Genomic DNA, 20,787 nt, shown 5'->3' with positions numbered 1-20,787 from the left:
TTAGCCTTCAAGGCACTCCTCGGCAAACCGCTTGAACGCGCGCGCCCGGTGCGAGAGCGGCCGGTCAAGCCCGTGTTTCTGATCCGCGTCCATCTCCCCGAATGTGACGGCAAAACCGTCCGGCTGGAAAATCGGATCGTAGCCGAAGCCCTGGTCTCCGCGGGGAGGCCAGACAATCGTGCCTTCAACTTCGCCGCGGAAATATTCCACATGTCCGTCCGGCCATGCAAGACAAATAACCGAAACGAAGCGCGCCTGCCGGTTTTGCGCGGACCTTTCCTGCAGCGCGTCGTGCACGCGCTTCATGGCGGCCTGGAAGTCCTTTTCCGGCCCGGCCCAGCGGGCCGAATAGATACCGGGCGCGCCGTCGAGCCCGTCGACCGCAAGACCGGAATCGTCTGCGAGCGACGGTCGTTGCGACGCTGTCGCCGAAGCAACGGCCTTCAGGCGGGCGTTTTCCTCGAATGTGAGGCCGGTCTCCTCCGGCTCGGGCAGGTCCAGATCCGTCGCCGTCAGCAGCGTGTAGCCGAGCGGATCGAGCAGGTCCCGCAACTCGCGGATCTTTCCCTGGTTGTGGCTGGCAATCACCAGCGTCTTGTCGGTCAGCCGTCTCACATCATTGGTCCCTATTGTCCGCCGAAGCCCCAGATGCGGGGTTCGGCGAATTCGATGCTGTTTCCGGCCGGATCGCGCACATAGATGGAGCGCCCGCCGCCCGGCCACCGGAAGTCCGCCTCGATCTCGACATTTGCGGAAACAAGCGTCTTTTCAATGGCTTCCAGTTCCTTGTCCGTTGCGCCGAAACACAGATGGCCTTCACCGATTGCTCCGTGGACCGGCACCGGCATTGCCGGGTTTTGCGGCGGTTTGATCGATTCGTCCGGATTGAAAATCAGCACCATGCCGCGGCCGCAGCGGAAAAAGACATGCCGGTCGCCCATGCGCGTGACTTTCTCGAGCCCCAGAAACTCGCCATAGAACCGTTCCGCCGCATCCAGGTCGCGGGCGTAGAGCGCTGTTTCCAGGACATGGCCGGGCGCCTGCATGGCGGCAACCGTCAATCCGTGGCCGTCGTCTGCTGCTGCAGTTCGACGAGTGACGCGACGCCGCTTTTCGCCAGGCCCAGCATGGCATTGAATTGCGCTTCGCTGAACGGTTCTCCCTCGGCGGTGCCCTGTATTTCGACAATCCCGCCCGAACCGGTGAGAACGAAGTTCGCGTCGGTTTCGGCCGAGGAATCCTCGGTGTAGTCGAGATCGAGAACCGGCTGCCCCAGAAAAATGCCGCAGGAAATGGCGGCGATGTGGTCCTTCAGCACCTTGTCGGCCGATACCATGCTCCGCGCTTCCATCCATTTCAGGCAATCATGCAGCGCCACCCAGGCGCCGGTAATCGACGCGGTTCGGGTGCCGCCGTCGGCCTGGATAACGTCGCAATCGACGGAAATCTGCCGTTCGCCCAGTGCTTCAAGGTCCACGACAGCGCGCAGGGAGCGGCCAATAAGCCTCTGAATTTCTTGCGTTCTTCCACTCTGCTTTCCGGCCGAGGCTTCGCGGCGCATGCGTTCGCCCGTCGCGCGCGGCAACATGCCGTATTCAGCCGTCACCCAGCCTTTGCCGGCATTGCGCAGCCATGGCGGAACGCGCTCTTCGAGACTGGCCGTGCACAGCACATGCGTATCGCCGAATTTGACGAGGCACGATCCTTCCGCATGTTTGGAAAAGCCGCGTTCAAAGGAAACCGCCCGCATTTCGTCGGTTCTTCTGCCTGATGGGCGCATATGGGAACTCCCGTTTGTGTTTCACGAAGGTCCTAACGCCCCTTTGCGGCGCTTGCAAAGAAAATGCACTATATAGCAAGCATGCGATTTGATTTTTTCGCGGCAGCGGCGAAACTGCAGCCCATGGCCGCGCAACAGCAAAGAGTCCGGATGCATGAACAAGGAAACGCGATTGGGAACGGCTGAACCCGCGCCGCTCGACGAGCGGACGCGGGAGATCTTTCGCAGCATCGTCGAACTTTATCTCGATTCCGGCGATCCGGTCGGATCGCGCAACCTGTCGCGCGTCCTGCCGATGGCGCTTTCGCCTGCTTCCGTGCGCAATGTGATGAGCGATCTCGAGGAACTCGGCCTCATCTACGCGCCGCATATCAGCGCCGGACGCCTGCCGACGCAGCAGGGTCTCCGGTTCTTTGTCGACGCCTTCATGGAGACCGGGAATCTCTCGACGGACGAGCGTGACATGATCGAGCGGCAGGTCAGCAGCATAGAGCGCGACCAGTCGGTCGAGACGCTGCTGACGGAAGCCAGCCAGATGCTGTCGGGCCTGTCGCGCGGCGCCGGCCTCGTCATCGCCAACAAGAGCGATGCGGTCGTCAAGCATATCGAATTCGTCAGGCTGGAGCCGACGCGTGCGCTTGTCGTTCTTGTCGGCGGCAATGACCAGGTCGAGAACCGTATCATCGAACTGCCGGCGGGGGTCACCGCCTCGCAGTTGACGGAGGCCGCGAATTTCCTCAATGCCCACCTGGCCGGGCATACGCTTGCGGAACTGCGCGGCGAGCTGAAGCGGCTGAAGAACGAAGTCAGCCGCGAGCTTGACGATCTGTCCCAGGCGCTCGTCGAGCGCGGTGTGGCCGTGTGGTCCGGCACCGCCGAAGGCCAGCCGGCGCGGCTGATCGTGCGCGGCCGTGCCAATCTGCTCGATTCCATCTCCGACATGGAAGAGGTCGAACGGCTTCGGCTGCTTTTCGACGATCTCGAAAAGAAGGACGGGCTGATCGAGCTTCTCGATCTGGCCGAGGAGGGATCGGGCGTGCGAATCTTCATCGGTTCGGAAAACAAGCTTTTCTCGCTTTCCGGCTCGTCGCTCGTCGTTGCGCCCTACCGCGACAGCGAAGACCGGGTGGTCGGCGCCGTCGGCGTGATCGGTCCGACCCGCCTCAACTACGCCCGTATCGTGCCTATGGTCGACTACACGGCCCAGATGGTCTCGCGCATGATCCGATGAATTGTGGGTATGCGGCCGCTTGAGGCCGAGCAATCCCTTGATTTTTTCGGTCGAAACCTCGATATGCGGTGCAACAAATCAAAACAGCGTGAAGGAAATGTCGCATCATGTCCGATGAGACAAGAAAAACGGGTTGGGGCGAGCAGCCCCAGGCGCAGCCCGCAGAACAGCCCGCGGCGGATGCGGCGGAAAATGCCGAGGCACAAGCGGCCGAGGGCGCAGGGGACGCTGCGGCCGAGCCTTCGCCGCTCGATCTGGTCACGGCGGAACGGGACGATCTGAAGGACAAATATCTGCGGCTGGCCGCCGAGATGGACAATCTGCGCCGCCGCACGGCGCGGGACGTCAAGGATGCGCGCGCCTATTCGGTGTCCAATTTCGCCCGCGACATGCTGGCCGTCTCCGACGACCTGCGCCGCGCCCTGGATGCCATTCCGGCAGAAGCGCGCGAAGCGGGCGATGCCGGCCTCAAGGCGCTGATCGAGGGTGTCGAGATGACCGAACGCTCGATGCTGTCTGCGCTTGAACGCCACGGCGTCAAGCGCCTGACGCCGCAGGGCCAGAAATTCGATCCGAATTTCCATCAGGCGATGTTCGAGGTTCCCAATCCCGATGTTCCGAACAACACGGTGGTCGAAGTCGTCCAGGACGGTTACGTGATCGGCGACCGCGTATTGCGGCCGGCCATGGTCGGTGTTGCCAAGGGCGGCCCCAAGCAGCCGGCGGAAACACCGGCCGAACAGGCGTCCGAAGACGCCGAATAGACTTGCCGTGCGGCGCCGCGGCGATATGCTGGCCGTGTGACATTACTGACCTTTCTTGATTATACCGGCGTCGCGGTCTTTGCCGCGACCGGGGCGCTCGCCGCATCGCGCAAGCAGCTCGACATTATCGGATTTCTGTTCTTCGCCTGCGCCACCGGCGTCGGCGGCGGCACGTTGCGCGACCTGATCCTCGGCCTGACGCCGGTCTTCTGGGTGCGCGAGCACCTCTATCTGCTGATCTGCGTCGCCGTCGCCATATTGATCTTCTTTACCGCCCACAGGCTTGAATCGCGCTACCGCTGGCTCCTCTGGCTCGATGCTGCGGGTCTTGCCGTCTTTTCCGTCATGGGCGCGGTCATCGGGCTGTCGGCGACAGGTTCGCCCGTTGTCGCTGTCGTCACCGGCGTGCTTACGGCGACATTCGGCGGCGTTCTGCGCGATCTCGTCTCCGGCGAACCGACCGTGCTGATGCGCAGGGAAATCTACGTGACGGCGGCGCTGCTCGGCGCGCTGGTCTTCGTCCTGGCGGTGCGCCTCGGCCTCGGCGGTCCGCTCGCCTCGGTTCCGGCCTTTCTGGCCGCCTTTATCCTGCGCGGCGGCGCCATCCGCTACGGATGGACACTGCCCTCCTACCGGAACACGCCCGGCCGCCCGCCGGACGATCTGCGCTAGCATTTATTGATTTCCCGATTGATACGGGGCGGGATATCTGGTCTGAGAGGCGCATGGAACGGGCCGAGCTTCAGACAGACCGCCTACGGCTGCGCCGCTGGCGCGAGACCGACATTGCCGGGTTCGCGCGGCTGTGCGCGGATCCCCAGGTGATGAAATATATCGGCAATGGCGAAACGCGGACGGCGGATCAGTCCGAAAGAGCGGTGCGCAAATTCGAAGCCGAATGGCGGCGTGAAGGATACGGTCTGTTTGCGGTGGAGCTTCGTGCGTCGGGCGCATTCATTGGCTTCGCGGGGCTCTCGACCCCGGATTTCCTTCCCGAAGTAATGCCTGCCGTCGAGATCGGTTGGCGGTTCGACCGGATGTACTGGGGAAACGGCTATGCAACGGAAGCTGCGACCGCTGCCCTGGAATTCGGGCGGAACGCGCGCGGCCTCGGTCCGATTGTCAGCATCTGCCAGACGGGCAACGACGCATCGCGCCGGATCATGCACAAACTCGGTATGGTGTTTGACCGTCAAACGGTCGATCCGACCTGCGGACGGGCCGTGGAGGTCTACCGGATCTGATTTTTCGCAGGCCGCGAAGTGCGACTACTGCGATGCCACCGGTTCGGCGACAAGCCCGCTGTCGATGCCGGCCTGCCTGAGCGAGCGGTGCGGGCGCGGGCCGATCTGCTGGATGACGAGACCGGCGGCCAGGCTGCCCAGATGGGCGCAGTCTTCCAGCGACCGACCGGTCGTGTAGCCATGCAGGAAGCCCGATGCATAAAGGTCTCCGGCCCCTGTCGTGTCGACGAGTTCGGCGATGTCGATGGCGTTGACCGCGATCCGCTCGCCCTTGCGCGTGACGATGGAGCCGTGTTCGCTGCGCGTGACAGCGGCCAGTTTGCAGTCGGCATCCAGCGCATCCAGCGCCGCTTCCAGTGAGGCCGTCTGGTAAAGCGACATGGCCTCATGCTCATTGGCGAAGACGATATCGACCGTGCCGGAGCGCATCAGTTCGAGAAACTCGTCGCGGTAGCGGTCGACGCAGAACGGGTCCGATAGCGTCATCGAGACCTCGCGGCCGTTTTCGTGGGCGATCCGGGCGCATTGGCGGATCGCCTCCTTGGCGCGCGGCGGGTCCCACAGATAGCCCTCGAAATAGGTGACCTTGGAGGCCGCAACGATCTCCGCGTCGACATCTTCGGGTCCGAGTTCGACGCAGGCGCCGAGATAGGTGTTCATCGACCGCTCGCCATCGGGCGTGACGAAGATCATCGACCGCGCCGTCGGCGGCGGCCCTTCGAGCCGGGCGGTGCGGAAGACGACGCCCTGAGCGGTGATGTCGTGTTCGTAGATATCGCCCAGCGGATCGCGCGCCACCTTGCCGAAGAACGCCGATCTGCCGCCGAAACTGGCGATTCCGGCCGCCGTGTTTCCGGCACTGCCGCCGGAGGCCTCCACCGCCGGCCCCATGCGGGAATAGAGCAGCTCGGCGCGCTCGGCGTCGATCAGGTTCATCGCCGCCTTGGTGATCCGGTTTTCGATGAGAAAGTCGTCCTCGCATCGTGCGATGATGTCGACAATGGCATTGCCGACGCAAAGAACATCGAGTTCTTCCATGGGGCGTTTGGCTCCGGTGCGGTTCGTCCACCGTCCGTCCTAGACGGTTTCGGCGCCGATGAGAAGCGCCGGGAAGTGGAAAAGCGGCTGAAACCGGCGTTTTGGCCTACTGTTCGTTCCGCGGCAGTCCGTCGGCGATCTCGTAATAGTCGCCCTTGTCGGAAACGAAGATGTGCCGCTCCAGCGCCGTGCCGGTCGGCGTATCGAACGCGCCCATGGCAATCGCCGTCCATTTGTGCTTTTCGCGGTCGAGCGGGTCCCAGAAGAGCGACGAGCCGCACACAGAACAGAAGCCGCGCCGCGCCTTGTTCGTGGCATACCAGGTAACATACGCCTCGCCGTGCACGGTGACCGCGTCGCGCGGCACGTCGGTGGAAGCTTCGAAATGCCCCGAATGCTTGCGGCATTGCCTGCAATGACAGGCACTCGGCGGCGGCAGGTCGCAATCGACCTCGAACGTTACCTTGCCGCACAGACACGATCCCTTGTGCATGGCGATTGGCTCCTTCCTTCCAGTCATCGGCGGGCCACTGTGACGCCGGTTTTCCGGCTGTATGAGAAATGCACCTAAAAGTCGTGGTTTTATACCACTCAAACCGCAGATTTTAAGGTCATTTTAACGATTCGATTATTGTATCGGGTTAACTTCGAATTTGTTATTTAGCCGGCTGAGGTGCCGATTTGTTCTTTGCCAGTAAGAGGTTGCTGAACTACCGGCATCCGGAGAGTTTGCAAGGCCGGCATATCAAGCGGTTGTGGGCGCTGATGCGCCACATCCGGGCCATGTCGCTGTACCATACGCATTGCCATCTTTGGGACCGCAAATTCGAGGAATTCGAAAGGTTCGCAACGCGGGGAACCGTCTTTCCCGAGGAGCTTTCCCCGGTCAACAGCGCCCACGCGGACCTGACCTATGAATACGGCCCGTCGCCAAGACTGGTCGTGGAATGGCTGCTCGACGCACTGAAGGTGGATTTCGGCCAGTATTCCTTTGTCGATATCGGCTCGGGCCGCGGCCGCGTATTGCTGACGGCGGCCGGCAAGCCATTCAAGCAGGTGCATGGCGTGGAGTTCTGCAGCGTTCTGCACGATCAGGCATCGAGCAATATAGCCGGATATCCCGATGAGCATCTGCAATGCCGGGACGTGCGATCGATACTGTGCGATGCATTGGACTACGACGTTCCCGAAGGCAACTGCGTCCTCTATTTCTACAACCCGTTCGATATCCGGCTGGTTGAGCGCGTCGTCACGAAGTTCCTCGACAGTGCGGCCGGGAATGGCGATCGTATCATTGTGATCTACTATAATTCCAAGGTTTCCAAGCTGCTTCCGGCAGATCGCCGCCTCGCATTTCGGCGATTGCCGGGACTGAGCCGGTTAAAGCTGAAACTGCTCAGCCCGCATCCGGTGCAGGTTTACGAGCGTGTTGCCGGCGAGGCGTGAGCACACCTCTCTTCGTAGAACGAAATTCAGTCCGCCCGGATGCTGCTCTTTCGCGGGCCGATGATTTCAGCGACCGTGCCGTCCGGAAGCCGAAAATGCTGCCATGCGTTCCGGTCGTTCTGCTGAACTTCCGTCAGGAACTCCACCCCCTTCTCGAGGAGTGCTTCTCGGCAGGCATTGAAATCCTCGACTTCGAAACCGACAACGGGGCCGGTATCGAAAAAGCGGTGAAATTCGTCGCTCTCCCTGTAGATTTCGACGGCCGTCCCGTCAGAAGCGGCAAACGATACGGACGTTTCGGTCGAGCCTTGCAGGGATGCTCCGAGACAGTCACGGAATATTGCTGCCATCTCGTCCAGATGACCGGTCCTTATTCCCACAAAGCCAATTTTCCTGATCATCGCAATTGGATTCCCGCCAATGCCCGCGCAATGGCCGATCTGGAAGACTGGCTCAGGCATTCCACCGAGACGGATTGCTCAAACGCCTCGAGATCGGCCGTGTCACCGCCTCGTGCATCCAAGGCGATGGCCGCGACGATCGCATCGCCGAGCCGCAGAAGTTCCGGCCGGATCTCTTCGACAAGATCGGCACCGTCGGCGGGGCGCACCTCGCCGGCAGACCAGCGTTCGATCCAGCAGGCCTGGATGGCCTTTGCGGCATCGATCTGAGCCTTGAAGAAGACGCGTGTCGTTTCGGGTTCCAGCCCATGAAGTGCTGCTGCCTTTACCGCGGCATCGATCACCACCGCTTCGCGCTGCAGATCCTCGACAGGGATATCCCGCACCGACTTGTAGATCGCGACATCCTTCATCAGCGACAGCCGCTCGGCAATCAACGCGGGCGCATCGGCGGCAACGGCGAGGGCCGGGTAAAGCAACAATGTGAAAGTCATGATCGCAGCCGCGCGCGGCATCGGATTGTCCCTCCAACGAGTTGTCTGCTATCGCCTGTCGGCGTTGAAGGATCGGTCCGGCACGCCGCTCAGGCAGGCCAGCACCCAAGGATAGGTATCGGTGACATAGTAGCCATAGGCGCCGTTCACCGTCATGCCGTTGCATTCATCCAGATCGCCACCACCGGTAAACGCCCAGTCGGACCGATAGAGCCCGTCATGGGGTCCGCCCGGATTGTCGTCTCCGCCGGGACGGTTGCCGCTGCGCAGCGTATAGCCGGAAACCGCCTTGCGCACCGTCCCGTCGGTGTCCTTGAAGTAGGACCCGTAGACCGGAAAACCGTCGGCGGCGAAGCCGATGAGCGGCGAACCTTCGGGGCCCGGATCATCGTCGAAAAGAGCCATCGGATTGCCATGGTAATGATACCGCCCGTCAGGCTGGGTGTGACCGTGATGATCGTCTTCGGCAAAGGGCGCCAGCGGCGACATCGGGTCGATCAGCCAGGGATCGTCGACTCTGCAACCGGACAGCACATTGCCGTTCCTGTCGGCCCGGGGGCTGCCGGGATTGTAGCAGCCGGCCGACAGGATATGCACGACCACGCCATTCAAAAGGATGGCATCGTAGCGCCCGTGCGAAAGCGGGGATGGCGCGCTCGCGGCTTGCGGCATGCGGGGCACCGTGAAGCGTTTTCCGATGGCCGCAATCGGTGTTGCAAAGGGCCGCTCCGAGCCGCCGCCGAAATTGTGATTGGGAATGCCGTTGGAGGCGATCGCGCAGGAATCGCCTTCAACGGTCACGATCACCGCCCCTGTGAATGTCCGATCCTGCTGAAGATCATTGGCCTCCGCAATCGACGATTGCGCATAGTCCGCGCAGTTCGGCGCGGTCCCGGTCAGGATCGCATCGGTAATGTCGACGGTGTTAGGATCGCGTTCGACGCTCTGGAGAATGTCATCGGCGTCCTGGGCTTGGATCGCCATTGTCGAAATCAGGCAGATCGCGGCCGCGGTGGCAACGGTCCCGGGCGTACGGCTCTGTAGCAGGCGCATCGTTTTTCTTTCCAAGTCCTAGTATCTCTTCTCGAGTTCCAGCATGTGGTCGATGAATTCGGTGCACATTGTCAGGATTCTGCCGTCCGCCTGGTAGAAGGCATTGGCCTGCCCGCAGGGTTCGACCCGCACCTGAACCGGATGGCTCAGAGTGAAGTTGGCGTTGAAATCCTCGACTTCCGTGGCGACAATCTCATTGAGAACATCGGCATGCCACCCCGTTCCCGGAATGAAGACCAGTGTGTCCTTCTGCGGGCGTTTGGCCATTTCGTCCAGAACCGTTCCCCAGGCCTCGGAAGCCTGTTCGTATTCGGCCGGGCACCAGTCCGCCCGCTCTTCTGGAAGGCCAAGGTCTTCTGCAAGCGCACGGCGCTTGTCGGGCGCCGCACCGAAGAAGATGCAGACATGGTTGTAGAACCGCTGCTCGTCCGGACCGTGATTGTCCCAATAGGCGACAGCCTCCATGCCGCTCGGATCATTGATGTAGCCATATGCCGCGTCGAAGGCGATGGACTGGGCGTCCTCCTCGAGGAAGGTTTCATGGATCAGCAGCGCCGACAAAACGTCGGCGGCATCCTCCTCCTGGCCGAAGATCGGAACCTCTTCCGTGTCTATGATCGCATGACCCATCTCGTGATAGAACACGCCGATCATATTGGCCTGCACGAAGTCATACTGCTGCTCGGACATCTCGGACAGTGCAGGGCACGAGCCCAGCAACGTCGCGCAAGCAAAGGCGCCAAAGGACAGCGTTCGCATTCCGGGTCCTTTTCGCTGGGCCGTTGAGCGGTTATCCGCATTCGACATAAAGACGCTCCGATGCAATTGCGATCAGACGCAAATGCTTTGGGGGATATCTTGCACGCATTGAACCTGCCGCGCCAGTTCCTATCTGAAACCCATGTTCTACCGGATAATCGCCCATGATCGTTGAAGCCGCGCGTCTGGCCGGGCGCAATCTTTTTGCGCCGGAGACCCGATCCGCATTCTGGAAGATCCTCGGCATCACCATTTTGCTGCTGATCGGCCTGTGGACGGCGTTGCGCGGCCTGTTCGTTGCCTATGCGCTGCCGTGGCTCGACCAGCTTGTTCCCGGCATCCCCGACTGGGCTGGCTGGCTGGGTGTCGTCTTCGGCGTCATTGCAAGCCTCGGCCTTGCCGTCGGCCTTGCGCTGCTGATTGCGCCCGTGACCGCCGTCGTCGCCGGTTTCTTCCTCGACGGTGTCGCCGAGATCATCGAGGAAAGGGACTATTCTGCCGATCCGCCTGGCGAAGCCGTGCCGACGGGACGCGCCATCGTCTACACGGCCAAGTTCCTCGGCGTCGTCATCGCCGGCAACATCGTCGCCGTGTTGCTGCTCTTCGTTCCCGGCATCAACATCATCGCCTTTCTGCTGGTCAACGGTTATCTCTTCGGACGCGAATTCTTCGAGTTCGCCGCCATGCGTTTCCGCAGCGAGGAGGAGGTGCGGCAGATGCGCTCGAAACATTCCGGCACGATTTTCGCCGCCGGCCTTGTCATCGCCGCCTTCCTTTCGATCCCGCTGGTCAACCTTTTGACGCCGCTCTTCGCGGCGGGGCTGATGGTACATCTGCACAAGATGCTGTCCGCCAAGGATCCGGAATTCGCGCTGCGCTGACGATTGCCGGGAGATAGGGTTCCGCCATGGTTCTTCCCCATGAACAAGCGACCGAGAGCAAAGCCGCGAAACAAATCGCCGGGCGGTTGGCCGCAATCATTCCCATCATCGAAACGGACCGGCTTCGGTTGAGGGCGCCGGCCATCGGCGATTTTCAGGCTTATGCACGGATCGCGGAATCGGCCAGCGGACGGTTTCTGCTCGAAGAGCCGGGCCGCGATCATGCCTGGCTGGATTTCGCTCAGATGACCGCCACCTGGATATTGCAGGGCCATGGCGTCTGGACGGTTGAAGACGCGCGGACGCGCGATGTCCTGGGGTTCGTTCTGATCGGCATGGAGCCGGGCGATCACGAACCCGAGCTGGGCTACATGTTCCTCGAAAGCGCACACGGGCAGGGGCTGGCCACAGAGGCGGCCGCCGCCGTGCGCGATTATGCGTTCAAGACACTGGAACTGAAGACCCTGGTCAGCACGATCGACAGACACAACCGTCGCTCCTGCGCGCTTGCCGAGCGCCTCGGCGGCGTCCGCGACCGGCAGGCGGAGGCCGCCCATCAAAACACCATACTGGTCTATCGTTACCGGCCCGAAACCGGTTAGATAACCGCCACGCGAAGGCCAATGCGGGCGCACACCATCGGCAGGAGAAATTCAATGGAATGGCAGGCATATCTGGATCGCGAACAGGACCGGTTTGTCGGGGAGCTGATAGACCTTGTTAAAATCCCCTCGATCTCCGCCAAGCCGGAACACGCTGATGATGTGGCCGCGGCAGGCGAATGGGTAGCCAGCAAACTGAAGTCCATCGGCATCGAGAATGTGGCGGTCATGCCGACGGCGGGTCATCCGGTCGTCTATGGCGACTGGCTGCATGCGCCGGAAGGATCGCCGACGATAATGATCTACGGTCATTTCGACGTTCAGCCGGCCGAGCCGATGGAGCTGTGGACCAAGCCGCCCTTCGAGCCGGAAATCCGCGACGGGCTCCTTTACGGGCGCGGCGCCTCCGACGACAAGGGCGGCATGATGGTGCCGATCGTCGCTGTCGAGGCGCTTATGGCAACGACGGGCCGCCTTCCGGTCAATGTGAAATTCTTTTTCGAGGGCCAGGAGGAGATCGCCTCTCCGGACCTGCCGCCCTTTGTCGAGGAAAACCGCGAACGCCTTGCCGCCGACATGATCTTCTCCGCCGACGGCCTGCAATGGGACGCGGACACGCCGCAGCTCATCATGGGCTTGAAGGGCATCGTCTCGCTCGAAGTCGTCGTCACCGGGCCCGACGCCGACCAGCACTCCGGACTGCGCGGCGCCGGCATCGCCAATCCGGCCATGGGCCTGGCGCAGGTTCTTGCGACAATGAAGTCGCCCGACGGGCGCGTCACCGTCGAAGGGTTCTATGACGATGTCGAACCGCTGAGCGAACAGGACCGGCAGGCCATCGCCCGCGTGCCGTTCGACGAGGCGACATTCCTGGCGGAGACCGGCGCGCCGGCGGCGGTCGGCGAACCGGGTTTTTCGACGCTGGAAAGGCTCTGGGCGCGCCCCACGCTGGATGTCAACGGGCTTACCAGCGGCTGGCAGGGCGCCGGCACGAAGACCATCGTGCCCGCCGTTGCCAGCGCCAAGATCACCTGCCGACTGGTGGCCGACCAGTCGCCGGAGCGCATCTTCGATCTGATCCGCGACCATGTCGAACGCGTTCTTCCCGAGGGCCTGCGGGCCGAGGTAAACAAGCTTCCCGGGCGCGGTGATCCGCTGCTGGTGCCCCATGGGCACAATGCGACGGCCGTGGCCGCCACCGTTCTTGAGGAAGTCTACGGAAAGACGCCCTATCAGACCCGCGTCGGCGGCTCGATACCGGTCATGAACACGCTTCTGGAGGTGCTGGGCGTCCATCCGGTGATGTTCGGCTTCCAGCATGGCGACGAGAAGATGCATTCGCCGAACGAGTTCTTCCGGCTGTCCGCGTTCCGGCGCGGCCAGACCGCCTATGTGCGCCTGCTGGAATCGCTCGCCGTCTGATCGTCTATCCGAGCGGCACCAGCGCCGCCGGAATGTCGGAAGTCTTTTCCTTCGATTTGCACAGATCCGCGACGACGCAGGCTGCGCAGTCCGGCTTTCGCGCCTTGCACACATAGCGCCCGTGCAGGATCAGCCAGTGGTGGCCGTGCTGCAGATAGGCCTCCGGAATCGTGCGCAGGAGATTCTGCTCGACATCGTCAACCGTCTTGCCCGGCGCCAGCCTTATGCGGTTGGCGATACGGAATATATGGGTATCGACGGCCATGGTCGGCTGGCCGAAGGCCATGTTGAGCACCACATTTGCCGTCTTGCGACCGACGCCCGGCAGCTTGGTCAGCGCATCGCGGTCGGCCGGAACCGTTCCGTCATGCTCCTCGATCAGCGCCTTCGACAGCGCGATCACGTTCTTCGCCTTGTTGCGGAAAAGCCCGATGGTGCGGATGAAGTCCCGCACCTTGTCCTCGCCGAGATCCAGCATCTTCTGCGGCGTGTCCGCAACCGCGAAAAGCGGCCGTGTCGCCTTGTTCACGCCGGCATCCGTTGCCTGTGCCGAAAGCACCACGGCGACGAGCAGCGTATAGGCGTTGACGTGTTCCAGCTCGCCCTTGGGCTCGGGCCGCTGGATCGAAAAACGGCGGAAAATCTCGCTGACCTCGTCCCGGGTATAGGCGCTTCTCGTCAGGCGCTTGCGCCTCGGGCCGGCCTTCTTCTTTGCATCTTCTGCGGCCGCCGGTGCGGCTGATTTGATTTTGGCCTTTTCCATGAACCCTCTATATTCTCCAGATATGAGGGAACGCAATGCCATCGATGGTGCGGGGCAGGAAATCAGCCGGAACACCGGTAGGACCCGCGACCATGAAGCGCCCGTTTTCGAGGCGCTGCTGACGCCCCACCGGTCGCTCGGGCGCAATGGTTTTATCGTGCTGATGTGCGTGATGACCATCGGTACGGTCGCGCATGGCGTCGTCTTTGTGATCGCCGGCGCCTGGCCGATATTCGCATTCCTGCTGCTGGATCTCGCGCTGGTCTTCGGGGCCTTTTTGTTGAACTACCGTTCCGGCCGCGCGCGGGAAATCGTCTGCGTCTCGCAGACCGATCTGTCGATATCCAAGGTCGCTCCGTCGGGCCGGACCCGCAATTACCGCTTCAACCCGTTCTGGGCGCGGTTCCATGTCGCCCGGCATGACGAGGCCGGCATTACCGGCATGCGGATCACCGGCGAAGGCCGCTCGACCGATATCGGCTCCTTCCTCAACCCGGACGACCGCGAGAGTTTCGCCGAGGCGTTTTCGCTCGCTCTGGCGACCGTGCAGAGAAAATAGTTCGCGAAGGATTTCCCGCGCAAGAATCGGGTGGCGCGCGCCGGCTCTGCGTGCTTGTGTGTGCCGAATCATACACGCAGGAAACGGCCGGCCATGAACATAGACCAGACCCGCACTCTCGCCGGGGCAAAGACCGATCCCGACTACGAAATTGTCCGGCAGGCGCTCGAGCTCATCGTCACGCGCTACCGCAGCCAGCCATCGCTGGAGGAAATTGCCGCCGAGCTCGGCCGCCCGCCGACCCAGCTGCAGAAAATCTTCACGCGATGGTCGGGCCTCAGCCCGAAGAGCTTCCTGCAGGCCGTCACGCTGGACCGCGCCAAGCAGCTCCTGGCGCAGGAGGGACTGCCGCTGCTTGACGCAAGCTATGAGCTCGGCCTTTCGGGGCCCGGACGCCTGCACGACCTGTTCGTGACCCACGAGGCGGTTTCACCCGGCATCTGGAAGGCCAGGGGCGAAGGCCTGGTCATCCGTTACGGATTTCATGCCTGCCCCTTCGGCATCACCCTGGTGATGGCCACCGACCGCGGCCTTGCCGGCATGGCTTTCTGTGACCCGGGCGGCGAGCGCGAAGCGCTGGACGACATGTGCGCCCGCTGGCCACGCGCCCGCTACGTCAATGACCTGTCGGCCACCGCGCCGCTGGCCGAACAGTCGTTCGATCCCGACCGCTGGAACGCCTCTGAGCCCATTCGCGTGGTGCTCATCGGCACCGATTTCCAGATCCGTGTCTGGGAGGCTCTTCTGGAGATTCCGCTGGGTGCGGCGATGACCTATTCATCGATCGCGCGGAAAATCGGCAGGCCGTCGGCGCCGCGTGCGGTCGGTGCCGCTGTCGGGCGCAATCCGATTTCCTTCGTCGTGCCCTGCCATCGGGCGCTCGGCAGCACCGGTGCGCTGACCGGCTACCACTGGGGCGTCACCCGCAAGCGGGCCATGCTCGGCTGGGAGGCCGGGCATCTGATCTAGAATTGCGCCGGCTCGTAGCCGCCGCCGAAGCTTTGCGGTGCCGGATCGACGATCACAGCCTCGCCTTCCTGGATCTGGTAGACGGCGAGGCCGCGCTGCGTCTCGCCATCATTCATGAAGCGGAAGATGCCGGTCACGCCGCGAAAGCCGGCGGGCCGTTCGAGGTTCTGGCGCGAAAGGGCCGCCGGATTGCCGGTGGAGATGAGATCGGCGACAAGCGTCACGGCGTCGTAGCCGAGGCCGGCATTGACTGACGGATCGGCCTGGAACCGCTCCTTGTATTGCAGTTTGAAAGCCTCGAAACCGGTCTGGTCCATATCGGCGAAGATGGCGCCCTGCAGATAGGCCGACCCCAGTTTCGACGACCGCCATTGGCCGGTTCCGATCAGCCGCTTGTCGCGGAGTTTGACGCCCTCGGACTGCAGGACCCGCGCGATGGCGGCCGGCGAGGTGCCGCCATCCGGAATGAAGATCGCATCCGACTGCTCGACCGCCGGCAGGACCTGCTGAACGGCGGCGACGACGGATTCATTGTTGTATTCGTAGCGCGACACGCCGTTGAGAACCCCGCCGCGCTGCGCCAGCGTGGCGCGCAATTGCCGCTCGACCAGCGTGCCATAGGCGCCTTGCGGCAGGATCGCGGTGAAGGAGTTCAGGCCGATGCCCGTGGCATAGGCAACCGTCCGATCGACCACCTGATTGGGCAGGAACGACATCAGGAAAACGCCTCCGGAGGCCGCTGACGGGTCGGACGAGAAGGCGATCATGATCCGGTTCTGCGGCCGGGCCACCGAGGCGGCCGATGTGACGCTGCCGGAAAAGACCGGACCGAGGATGATCGCCGATCCTTCGCGCACGGCTTCCTCGGTGCGCGCGATGGCGCCGGCAGCCGTTCCGCCGGTGTCCTTGATGACCAGTTCCATCGATTGCAGGCCCCGCGCTTCGATGGCGAGCTCGGCGGCGTTCCGGTATTCGGCGGCGATCGCCGCGCCGTTGCCGGGCGCCGATTTCGGCAACAGAAGGGCAACGCGCACGGCACCGTTGCCCAGCACCTCGCCTGCGGCGGGCCCGGTCTTCAGGGGCAGGCTTTGCGGCACGGCCGGTTCCGTCGGCGCGCCGCTTCCGCGCGGGAATCCGTAGTCGACGGCCTGGCAGCCGGACAATACAAGGGCGGCAAACAGCAGCACCAGCATGGCCGGCTGGCAGACTATCGTGCGGAAAGCGTTTTTCATTTTTTGTCCCGGCCGCTTGTGTGGCATTTGCCCGTGAAGCAAGATGCGTACATATTGCCTAAACACCCGCAGGTAAAGATCAAGGCGAAGGTGGTTCATCTCACAGGATAATCAAAAACCGTTCCGATTACATCGGGCAAATGTGGCCCGGATTTGCTCCGGGGCGATTCCGGATGCGTGGGGCTAAATGCAGCGATCATTTCAAATCGGCGCCCATGAAATACCGGCCGGGCCTGTGGAGCCGGCGCTCTATCTGGTGGCGACGCCGATCGGCAATCTCGCCGATATCACGCTACGCGCCCTGCAGGTCCTGGCCGCAGCCGATATTCTCGCCTGCGAGGACACCCGTGTTACCCGCACGCTGTTGTCGCGCTACGGCATTGCAAATCGACCGGTCGCCTATCACGAACACAATGCGGCGCGCGCCGGGCCGAAGCTGATTGCCGCGCTGAAGGAAGGCAGAAGCGTGGCGCTGGTTTCCGATGCCGGCACACCGCTCGTCTCCGATCCGGGCTACCGGCTCGTCGAACTGGCGCTGGAGGCCGGCGTTCCTGTGGTTCCGGTTCCCGGTGCCTCGGCGCCGCTGGCGGCGCTCGTCGGCTCCGGTCTGCCGAGCGACAGTTTCCATTTTGCCGGGTTCCTGCCGGTCAAGGACAAGGCGCGCCGTGACCGGCTCCAATCCCTGAAAGATGTGCCGGCGACGCTGATCCTGTTCGAGTCGCCCCGTCGCCTCGCCGCGGCCCTCAGCGCCGCCGCCGATCTGTTGGGCGATGGACGCTCCGCGGCCGTGTGCCGAGAACTGACAAAGGCCTTCGAGGAAATCCGCCGCGGATCGCTTGGGGAGCTGGCGCACCACTACGCGCAGGCCGATACGCCCAGGGGCGAGGTCGTCCTGGTCATCGGTCCGCCGGCGGATACGCCCGCCAGCCTGGAAGATGCCGAGGCTCTGTTGCTGGAGCTTGTGAAATCCCATGCGCCCGCCAGGGCCGCGACGGAAGCTGCCCGTCGCACCGGCCTGTCGCGCAAGGCGCTCTATCAGCGGCTCCTGGCGATGAAGGATGCGGGGACATGACAGCGGGCAGCCGCCGGCGTGCCTATCGCCGCGGTCATTTCGCCGAATGGTTTGCCGCGCTTGCCCTGATGGCCAGAGGCTACCGCATCGTGGCGCGCCGCTTCAGGACAAAGGCCGGAGAGGTGGATCTGATCGCCCGCAAGGGCGAACTTGTCGCCCTTGTCGAGGTCAAGGCCCGCGCCGACGAAACGGCCGCGGTGGATGCGGTCACTGCAACCGCCGCCAGACGTATCGCGGCCGCCGGCGATATCTGGCTGTCGCGCCAGAAGGATGCCGCGCGCCTGTCCATCCGCCACGATATCGTCGCCGTGGTGCCCTGGCGCTGGCCGAAACATTTCCCGGGGGCGTTCTAATGTAAAAAACCGCCGGACTGGGTCCGGCGGTTTCTGCTTCAGTCGGCTTTTGGCCAATCAGTATGGGCAGTTCTCGTCCGACATATAGTCGTGGACATTGATCTTGCCGGCGATGATATCGGCCTTGGCCTGCTCCACCGCGTCGCGCATGTCCTGATTGACAAGCTTGGCGTTGTTGTCGTCCATGGCATAGTCGACACCGTTCTCGGCAAGGCCGAGCACGTTGAAGCCATAGCTGAAGTTGCCTTCCTTGGCGTCGTTGAACGCGTTGAAGACGGCAACGTCCACGCGCTTCAGCATCGAGGTCAGAACCGAACCCGGCTGCAGGCCGTTCTGGTTGGAGTCGACACCGATGCTGAGCTTGCCTTCGTCGGCGGCTGCCTGGAGGACGCCGATGCCGGTGCCGCCGGCGGCCGCGTAGACGACGTCGGAACCCTGAGCGATCTGCGACTTGGCGATCTCGCCGCCCTTGACCGGATCGTTCCAGGCGTCCGGCGTGGTGCCGGTCATGGCTTCAAGCACGGTGGCGTCCGGATTGGTCGCCTTGACGCCGCCCACATAGCCGCAGGCGAATTTGCGGATCAGCGGAATGTCCATCCCGCCCACGAAGCTGACGGTGCCCGAATCCGAGGCCTTGGCGGCCATCACGCCGACGAGGTAGGAGCCTTCCTGCTCCTTGTAGACAACGGAACGCACATTCGGCAGGTCGACGACCATGTCGATGATGGCGAAATTCGTGTCCGGATATTCTGCAGCGACCTTTTCAAGCGCCGCGGCCCAGGAGAAGCCGGCCATCACGATCGGATTGTTGCCGTCCCTGGCGAACTTGCGAAGCGCCTGCTCGCGCTGGGCATCATTCTGGATCTCGAAATCGCGGTATTCGATTCCGGTCTCCGCCTTGAACTTCTCGGCGCCGTTATAGGCCGACTCGTTGAAGGATTTGTCGAACTTGCCGCCCAGATCGTAAATGATCGCCGGCTTGATATCCGCGGCCAGCGCGGTCGCCGACATCGCGGCCGTGGCGAGAATGCTGAGTAGTGTACGCTTCATATTCACCAACCCTGTGTTTTGTTTCGTTTTTTTCCTTTTCGCCGCGTCTTGTCTGCGGCGTTCTAAAAGCCCAAATTGCCGATCTCCGGCAAGGCTTGAGCGTATCCTTACATGGCTTCCTGCAAAGATCACGCGAAAAATGAACCGTTTGATCAACAAATTCAATGGATTTGTGGGCTTATGCTTTACGTTCCAAATCCATTGCGCCGTCAGGCCATGGCGCAGGCAACCCCCGTTCCCTTGACGCCGCAATAGCCGTTCGGATTCTTGGCAAGATATTGCTGGTGATAGTCTTCGGCGAAGTAAAAGGGTCCGGCCGGTTCGATTTGTGTCGTGATCTGCCTGTCGAAACCGGCATCGCGCAGCGACTGCTGGTAGGCCCGCAGGCTTTCCTTTGCCCGTGAGGCCTGCGCCTCGTTCACCGTATAGATTGCCGAGCGGTAGGTGGTGCCGACATCGTTGCCCTGGCGCATGCCCTGTGTCGGATCGTGCTCTTCCCAGAAGATCTTCAACAGATCGTCATAGCTGACTTTCTGCGGATCGAAGACCACCAGCACGGCCTCTGCATGTCCGGTCATGCCGGTCACCGTTTCCTCATAGGTCGGGTTGGGCGTCAGGCCCCCCGCGTAACCCACGGCCGTCACGAAGACGCCGTCGCGCTGCCAGAACAGGCGCTCGACGCCCCAGAAGCAGCCCATTGCGAAATAGGCCGTTTCCAGCCCCTCGGGATAGGGGCCCTTGAGCGCATGGCCGTTGACGAAATGGTGGCTGGCCGTCTCCAGCGGCGTTTCCCGGCCGGGCAGGGCCTCGGCCGCGGAGGGCATCTGCGTCTTCTTGGAGAACGGATTGAGGCTGAACATGGCGGCTCTCCGTGTCTTGAGCGTCTTCTATCGGGCGGCGAAGCGGCCGGCCGGCCGTGGTTTGCGCCATGCAATGAGATAGAGCAGCAAGGCCAGAACGACAAACACGGCCCATGTGGGCTGCAACAGGATCCACTGCACCACCGGATCCCAGATATAGGGATGCAGATTGCGCTGGATCACCGCCTGTGTGAGGTTGAGCGTATCCGGGCTCATGGAATACCAAGCCGCGCCAAGCGGCGTGATAACCACTTCCGAGGCGGCAACGGACCGGATTGTGTCGACGACGGCGCTGATGACGGCGACGATAAGCGCCAGGAGGCTGATGGCGCGAAGAAGAAACCGCATTACTGCTTGGACTCCCATCCCCTTGATTCTTTTTGTTCAGGGCCCCCGGATTAACCGGGACGCCACCGGCCCTTGTACTTATCAATAGCGCATGATGACCTCGCGGGGAAATCAACTGCCTGAAATAATCCGCGAGGCTTGGGAAAAATTGACGCATGTTCCGGCCGGCTGGAAAAACGCGGCTTCATCTTGTCATGAAAGCGTCAGATTCTGGTTGATCCTTGCAACGTCTTGACTATAGTGCGCGCCGGTTCGCCCGTCAGCACGCCTGCGGTCGGATCCTTTCGCGGAGAGGTGGCCGAGTGGTCGAAGGCGCACGCCTGGAAAGTGTGTAGGCGGTGATACCGTCTCGAGGGTTCGAATCCCTCTCTCTCCGCCATTTCGCAATGTGTCCGACCCGGAGACATAGGTAACGGTTTGTACCGGAGACATGGGTTACAACCTCGTGCCGAACGGGTTGTCGATT

Annotated in this window: 26 protein-coding genes and 1 tRNA gene; 13 read left to right on the top strand and 14 right to left on the bottom strand. The window is 62.5% G+C overall.

The window, feature by feature from the left end; all coding sequences use genetic code 11:
* The 3 genes from rdgB to rph are packed head-to-tail and all read right to left on the bottom strand — an operon-like array spanning position 1 to position 1,780.
* Complete coding sequence (gene rdgB / locus OOZ53_RS07510) at positions 1-615, bottom strand: RdgB/HAM1 family non-canonical purine NTP pyrophosphatase (protein WP_271088795.1); 615 nt, start codon at positions 613-615, stop codon at positions 1-3.
* Between the two features lie 11 nt (positions 616-626).
* Positions 627-1,046: a VOC family protein gene (locus OOZ53_RS07505; RefSeq protein ID WP_271088793.1), complete on the bottom strand. Its 420-nt coding sequence runs from the start codon at positions 1,044-1,046 to the stop codon at positions 627-629.
* Positions 1,047-1,057: 11 nt separating this feature from the next.
* Positions 1,058-1,780, bottom strand: a complete 723-nt coding sequence (rph, locus tag OOZ53_RS07500) for a ribonuclease PH (protein WP_271088792.1) — start codon at positions 1,778-1,780, stop codon at positions 1,058-1,060.
* Positions 1,781-1,934: 154 nt separating this feature from the next.
* Here rph and hrcA point away from each other — a divergent pair, with 154 nt between their 5' ends.
* The 4 genes from hrcA (at position 1,935) to OOZ53_RS07480 (ending at position 5,019) form a co-directional block, all read left to right on the top strand.
* Positions 1,935-3,011, top strand: a complete 1,077-nt coding sequence (gene hrcA / locus OOZ53_RS07495) for a heat-inducible transcriptional repressor HrcA (RefSeq protein ID WP_271088791.1) — start codon at positions 1,935-1,937, stop codon at positions 3,009-3,011.
* Positions 3,012-3,118: 107 nt separating this feature from the next.
* Positions 3,119-3,775, top strand: a complete 657-nt coding sequence (grpE, locus tag OOZ53_RS07490; protein WP_271088790.1) for a nucleotide exchange factor GrpE — start codon at positions 3,119-3,121, stop codon at positions 3,773-3,775.
* Positions 3,776-3,811: 36 nt separating this feature from the next.
* Positions 3,812-4,447 (top strand): trimeric intracellular cation channel family protein, encoded by a 636-nt coding sequence (locus tag OOZ53_RS07485; RefSeq protein ID WP_271088788.1) that lies wholly within the window; start codon positions 3,812-3,814, stop codon positions 4,445-4,447.
* 53 nt (positions 4,448-4,500) lie between these two features.
* Positions 4,501-5,019: a GNAT family N-acetyltransferase gene (locus OOZ53_RS07480; RefSeq protein ID WP_271088787.1), complete on the top strand. Its 519-nt coding sequence runs from the start codon at positions 4,501-4,503 to the stop codon at positions 5,017-5,019.
* 24 nt (positions 5,020-5,043) lie between these two features.
* Here OOZ53_RS07480 and OOZ53_RS07475 read toward each other — a convergent pair whose 3' ends face one another.
* Together OOZ53_RS07475 and OOZ53_RS07470 are read right to left on the bottom strand one after the other, a co-directional pair.
* Complete coding sequence (locus OOZ53_RS07475; RefSeq protein ID WP_271088786.1) at positions 5,044-6,057, bottom strand: adenosine kinase; 1,014 nt, start codon at positions 6,055-6,057, stop codon at positions 5,044-5,046.
* 106 nt (positions 6,058-6,163) lie between these two features.
* Positions 6,164-6,550: a GFA family protein gene (locus tag OOZ53_RS07470; protein WP_271088785.1), complete on the bottom strand. Its 387-nt coding sequence runs from the start codon at positions 6,548-6,550 to the stop codon at positions 6,164-6,166.
* 272 nt (positions 6,551-6,822) lie between these two features.
* On the opposite strand from OOZ53_RS07470, the gene OOZ53_RS07465 reads away from it, so the two are divergent.
* Complete coding sequence (locus OOZ53_RS07465; protein ID WP_271088784.1) at positions 6,823-7,503, top strand: class I SAM-dependent methyltransferase; 681 nt, start codon at positions 6,823-6,825, stop codon at positions 7,501-7,503.
* Positions 7,504-7,529: 26 nt separating this feature from the next.
* Here OOZ53_RS07465 and OOZ53_RS07460 read toward each other — a convergent pair whose 3' ends face one another.
* Genes OOZ53_RS07460 through OOZ53_RS07445 form a run of 4 tightly spaced genes read right to left on the bottom strand, consistent with a single transcriptional unit; the run spans position 7,530 to position 10,210 of the window.
* Entirely contained in the window at positions 7,530-7,904 is a 375-nt protein-coding gene (locus OOZ53_RS07460) for a VOC family protein (RefSeq protein ID WP_271088783.1), read from the bottom strand.
* A complete protein-coding gene (gene aroQ, locus OOZ53_RS07455) occupies positions 7,901-8,419 on the bottom strand; it encodes a gamma subclass chorismate mutase AroQ (RefSeq protein WP_271088782.1) in 519 nt (172 codons plus the stop codon). Before aroQ ends, OOZ53_RS07460 begins: the two co-directional genes overlap by 4 nt.
* A gap of 27 nt (positions 8,420-8,446) precedes the next feature.
* Positions 8,447-9,451, bottom strand: a complete 1,005-nt coding sequence (locus tag OOZ53_RS07450) for a YHYH protein (protein ID WP_271088781.1) — start codon at positions 9,449-9,451, stop codon at positions 8,447-8,449.
* A gap of 18 nt (positions 9,452-9,469) precedes the next feature.
* Positions 9,470-10,210: a DUF4344 domain-containing metallopeptidase gene (locus OOZ53_RS07445; protein WP_271088780.1), complete on the bottom strand. Its 741-nt coding sequence runs from the start codon at positions 10,208-10,210 to the stop codon at positions 9,470-9,472.
* 164 nt (positions 10,211-10,374) lie between these two features.
* Between OOZ53_RS07445 and OOZ53_RS07440 the strand changes: the two genes are divergently transcribed.
* Genes OOZ53_RS07440 through OOZ53_RS07430 form a run of 3 tightly spaced genes read left to right on the top strand, consistent with a single transcriptional unit; the run spans position 10,375 to position 13,115 of the window.
* Entirely contained in the window at positions 10,375-11,091 is a 717-nt protein-coding gene (locus OOZ53_RS07440; RefSeq protein ID WP_271088779.1) for a sulfate transporter family protein, read from the top strand.
* Positions 11,092-11,117: 26 nt separating this feature from the next.
* Positions 11,118-11,693: a GNAT family N-acetyltransferase gene (locus OOZ53_RS07435; protein ID WP_271088778.1), complete on the top strand. Its 576-nt coding sequence runs from the start codon at positions 11,118-11,120 to the stop codon at positions 11,691-11,693.
* Positions 11,694-11,747: 54 nt separating this feature from the next.
* The gene (locus OOZ53_RS07430) at positions 11,748-13,115 is read left to right on the top strand and encodes a dipeptidase (RefSeq protein ID WP_271088777.1); all 1,368 of its coding nucleotides are present in this window, start codon (positions 11,748-11,750) and stop codon (positions 13,113-13,115) included.
* Between the two features lie 4 nt (positions 13,116-13,119).
* Here the strand turns inward: OOZ53_RS07430 and nth are convergent, their stop codons facing one another.
* Positions 13,120-13,878: an endonuclease III gene (gene nth / locus OOZ53_RS07425; RefSeq protein ID WP_271088776.1), complete on the bottom strand. Its 759-nt coding sequence runs from the start codon at positions 13,876-13,878 to the stop codon at positions 13,120-13,122.
* Positions 13,879-13,900: 22 nt separating this feature from the next.
* Here nth and OOZ53_RS07420 point away from each other — a divergent pair, with 22 nt between their 5' ends.
* Together OOZ53_RS07420 and OOZ53_RS07415 are read left to right on the top strand one after the other, a co-directional pair.
* A complete protein-coding gene (locus OOZ53_RS07420; protein ID WP_271088775.1) occupies positions 13,901-14,437 on the top strand; it encodes a DUF2244 domain-containing protein in 537 nt (178 codons plus the stop codon).
* A gap of 93 nt (positions 14,438-14,530) precedes the next feature.
* Positions 14,531-15,406, top strand: a complete 876-nt coding sequence (locus tag OOZ53_RS07415; RefSeq protein WP_271088774.1) for a methylated-DNA--[protein]-cysteine S-methyltransferase — start codon at positions 14,531-14,533, stop codon at positions 15,404-15,406.
* Here the strand turns inward: OOZ53_RS07415 and OOZ53_RS07410 are convergent.
* Positions 15,403-16,638: a penicillin-binding protein activator gene (locus tag OOZ53_RS07410; protein ID WP_271088772.1), complete on the bottom strand. Its 1,236-nt coding sequence runs from the start codon at positions 16,636-16,638 to the stop codon at positions 15,403-15,405. The genes OOZ53_RS07415 and OOZ53_RS07410 overlap by 4 nt on opposite strands.
* A gap of 187 nt (positions 16,639-16,825) precedes the next feature.
* Between OOZ53_RS07410 and rsmI the strand changes: the two genes are divergently transcribed.
* Entirely contained in the window at positions 16,826-17,710 is an 885-nt protein-coding gene (gene rsmI / locus OOZ53_RS07405; RefSeq protein ID WP_271088770.1) for a 16S rRNA (cytidine(1402)-2'-O)-methyltransferase, read from the top strand.
* On the top strand, positions 17,707-18,063 hold the full coding sequence (locus tag OOZ53_RS07400) for a YraN family protein (RefSeq protein WP_271088768.1): 357 nt from the start codon (positions 17,707-17,709) through the stop codon (positions 18,061-18,063). Before rsmI ends, OOZ53_RS07400 begins: the two co-directional genes overlap by 4 nt.
* Before the next feature lie 57 nt (positions 18,064-18,120).
* Here OOZ53_RS07400 and OOZ53_RS07395 read toward each other — a convergent pair whose 3' ends face one another.
* The 3 genes from OOZ53_RS07395 to OOZ53_RS07385 all read right to left on the bottom strand — a co-directional run bounded on the left by OOZ53_RS07395 (position 18,121) and on the right by OOZ53_RS07385 (position 20,321).
* A complete protein-coding gene (locus tag OOZ53_RS07395; RefSeq protein WP_271088767.1) occupies positions 18,121-19,113 on the bottom strand; it encodes a BMP family lipoprotein in 993 nt (330 codons plus the stop codon).
* Positions 19,114-19,322: 209 nt separating this feature from the next.
* Complete coding sequence (gene msrA / locus OOZ53_RS07390; RefSeq protein WP_271088766.1) at positions 19,323-19,973, bottom strand: peptide-methionine (S)-S-oxide reductase MsrA; 651 nt, start codon at positions 19,971-19,973, stop codon at positions 19,323-19,325.
* 27 nt (positions 19,974-20,000) lie between these two features.
* The gene (locus OOZ53_RS07385; protein WP_271088765.1) at positions 20,001-20,321 is read right to left on the bottom strand and encodes a hypothetical protein; all 321 of its coding nucleotides are present in this window, start codon (positions 20,319-20,321) and stop codon (positions 20,001-20,003) included.
* A 288-nt stretch (positions 20,322-20,609) separates the two neighbouring features.
* Between OOZ53_RS07385 and OOZ53_RS07380 the strand changes: the two genes are divergently transcribed.
* Positions 20,610-20,700 (top strand) — tRNA-Ser (locus OOZ53_RS07380).
* Positions 20,701-20,787 lie beyond the last annotated feature (87 nt).

The organism is Allohoeflea poritis (assembly GCF_027889715.1).
Lineage (GTDB): Bacteria > Pseudomonadota > Alphaproteobacteria > Rhizobiales > Rhizobiaceae > Hoeflea_A > Hoeflea_A poritis.
Note: the sequence above shows the minus strand (reverse complement) of the source record. Positions and strands in the feature narration are given on the sequence as shown.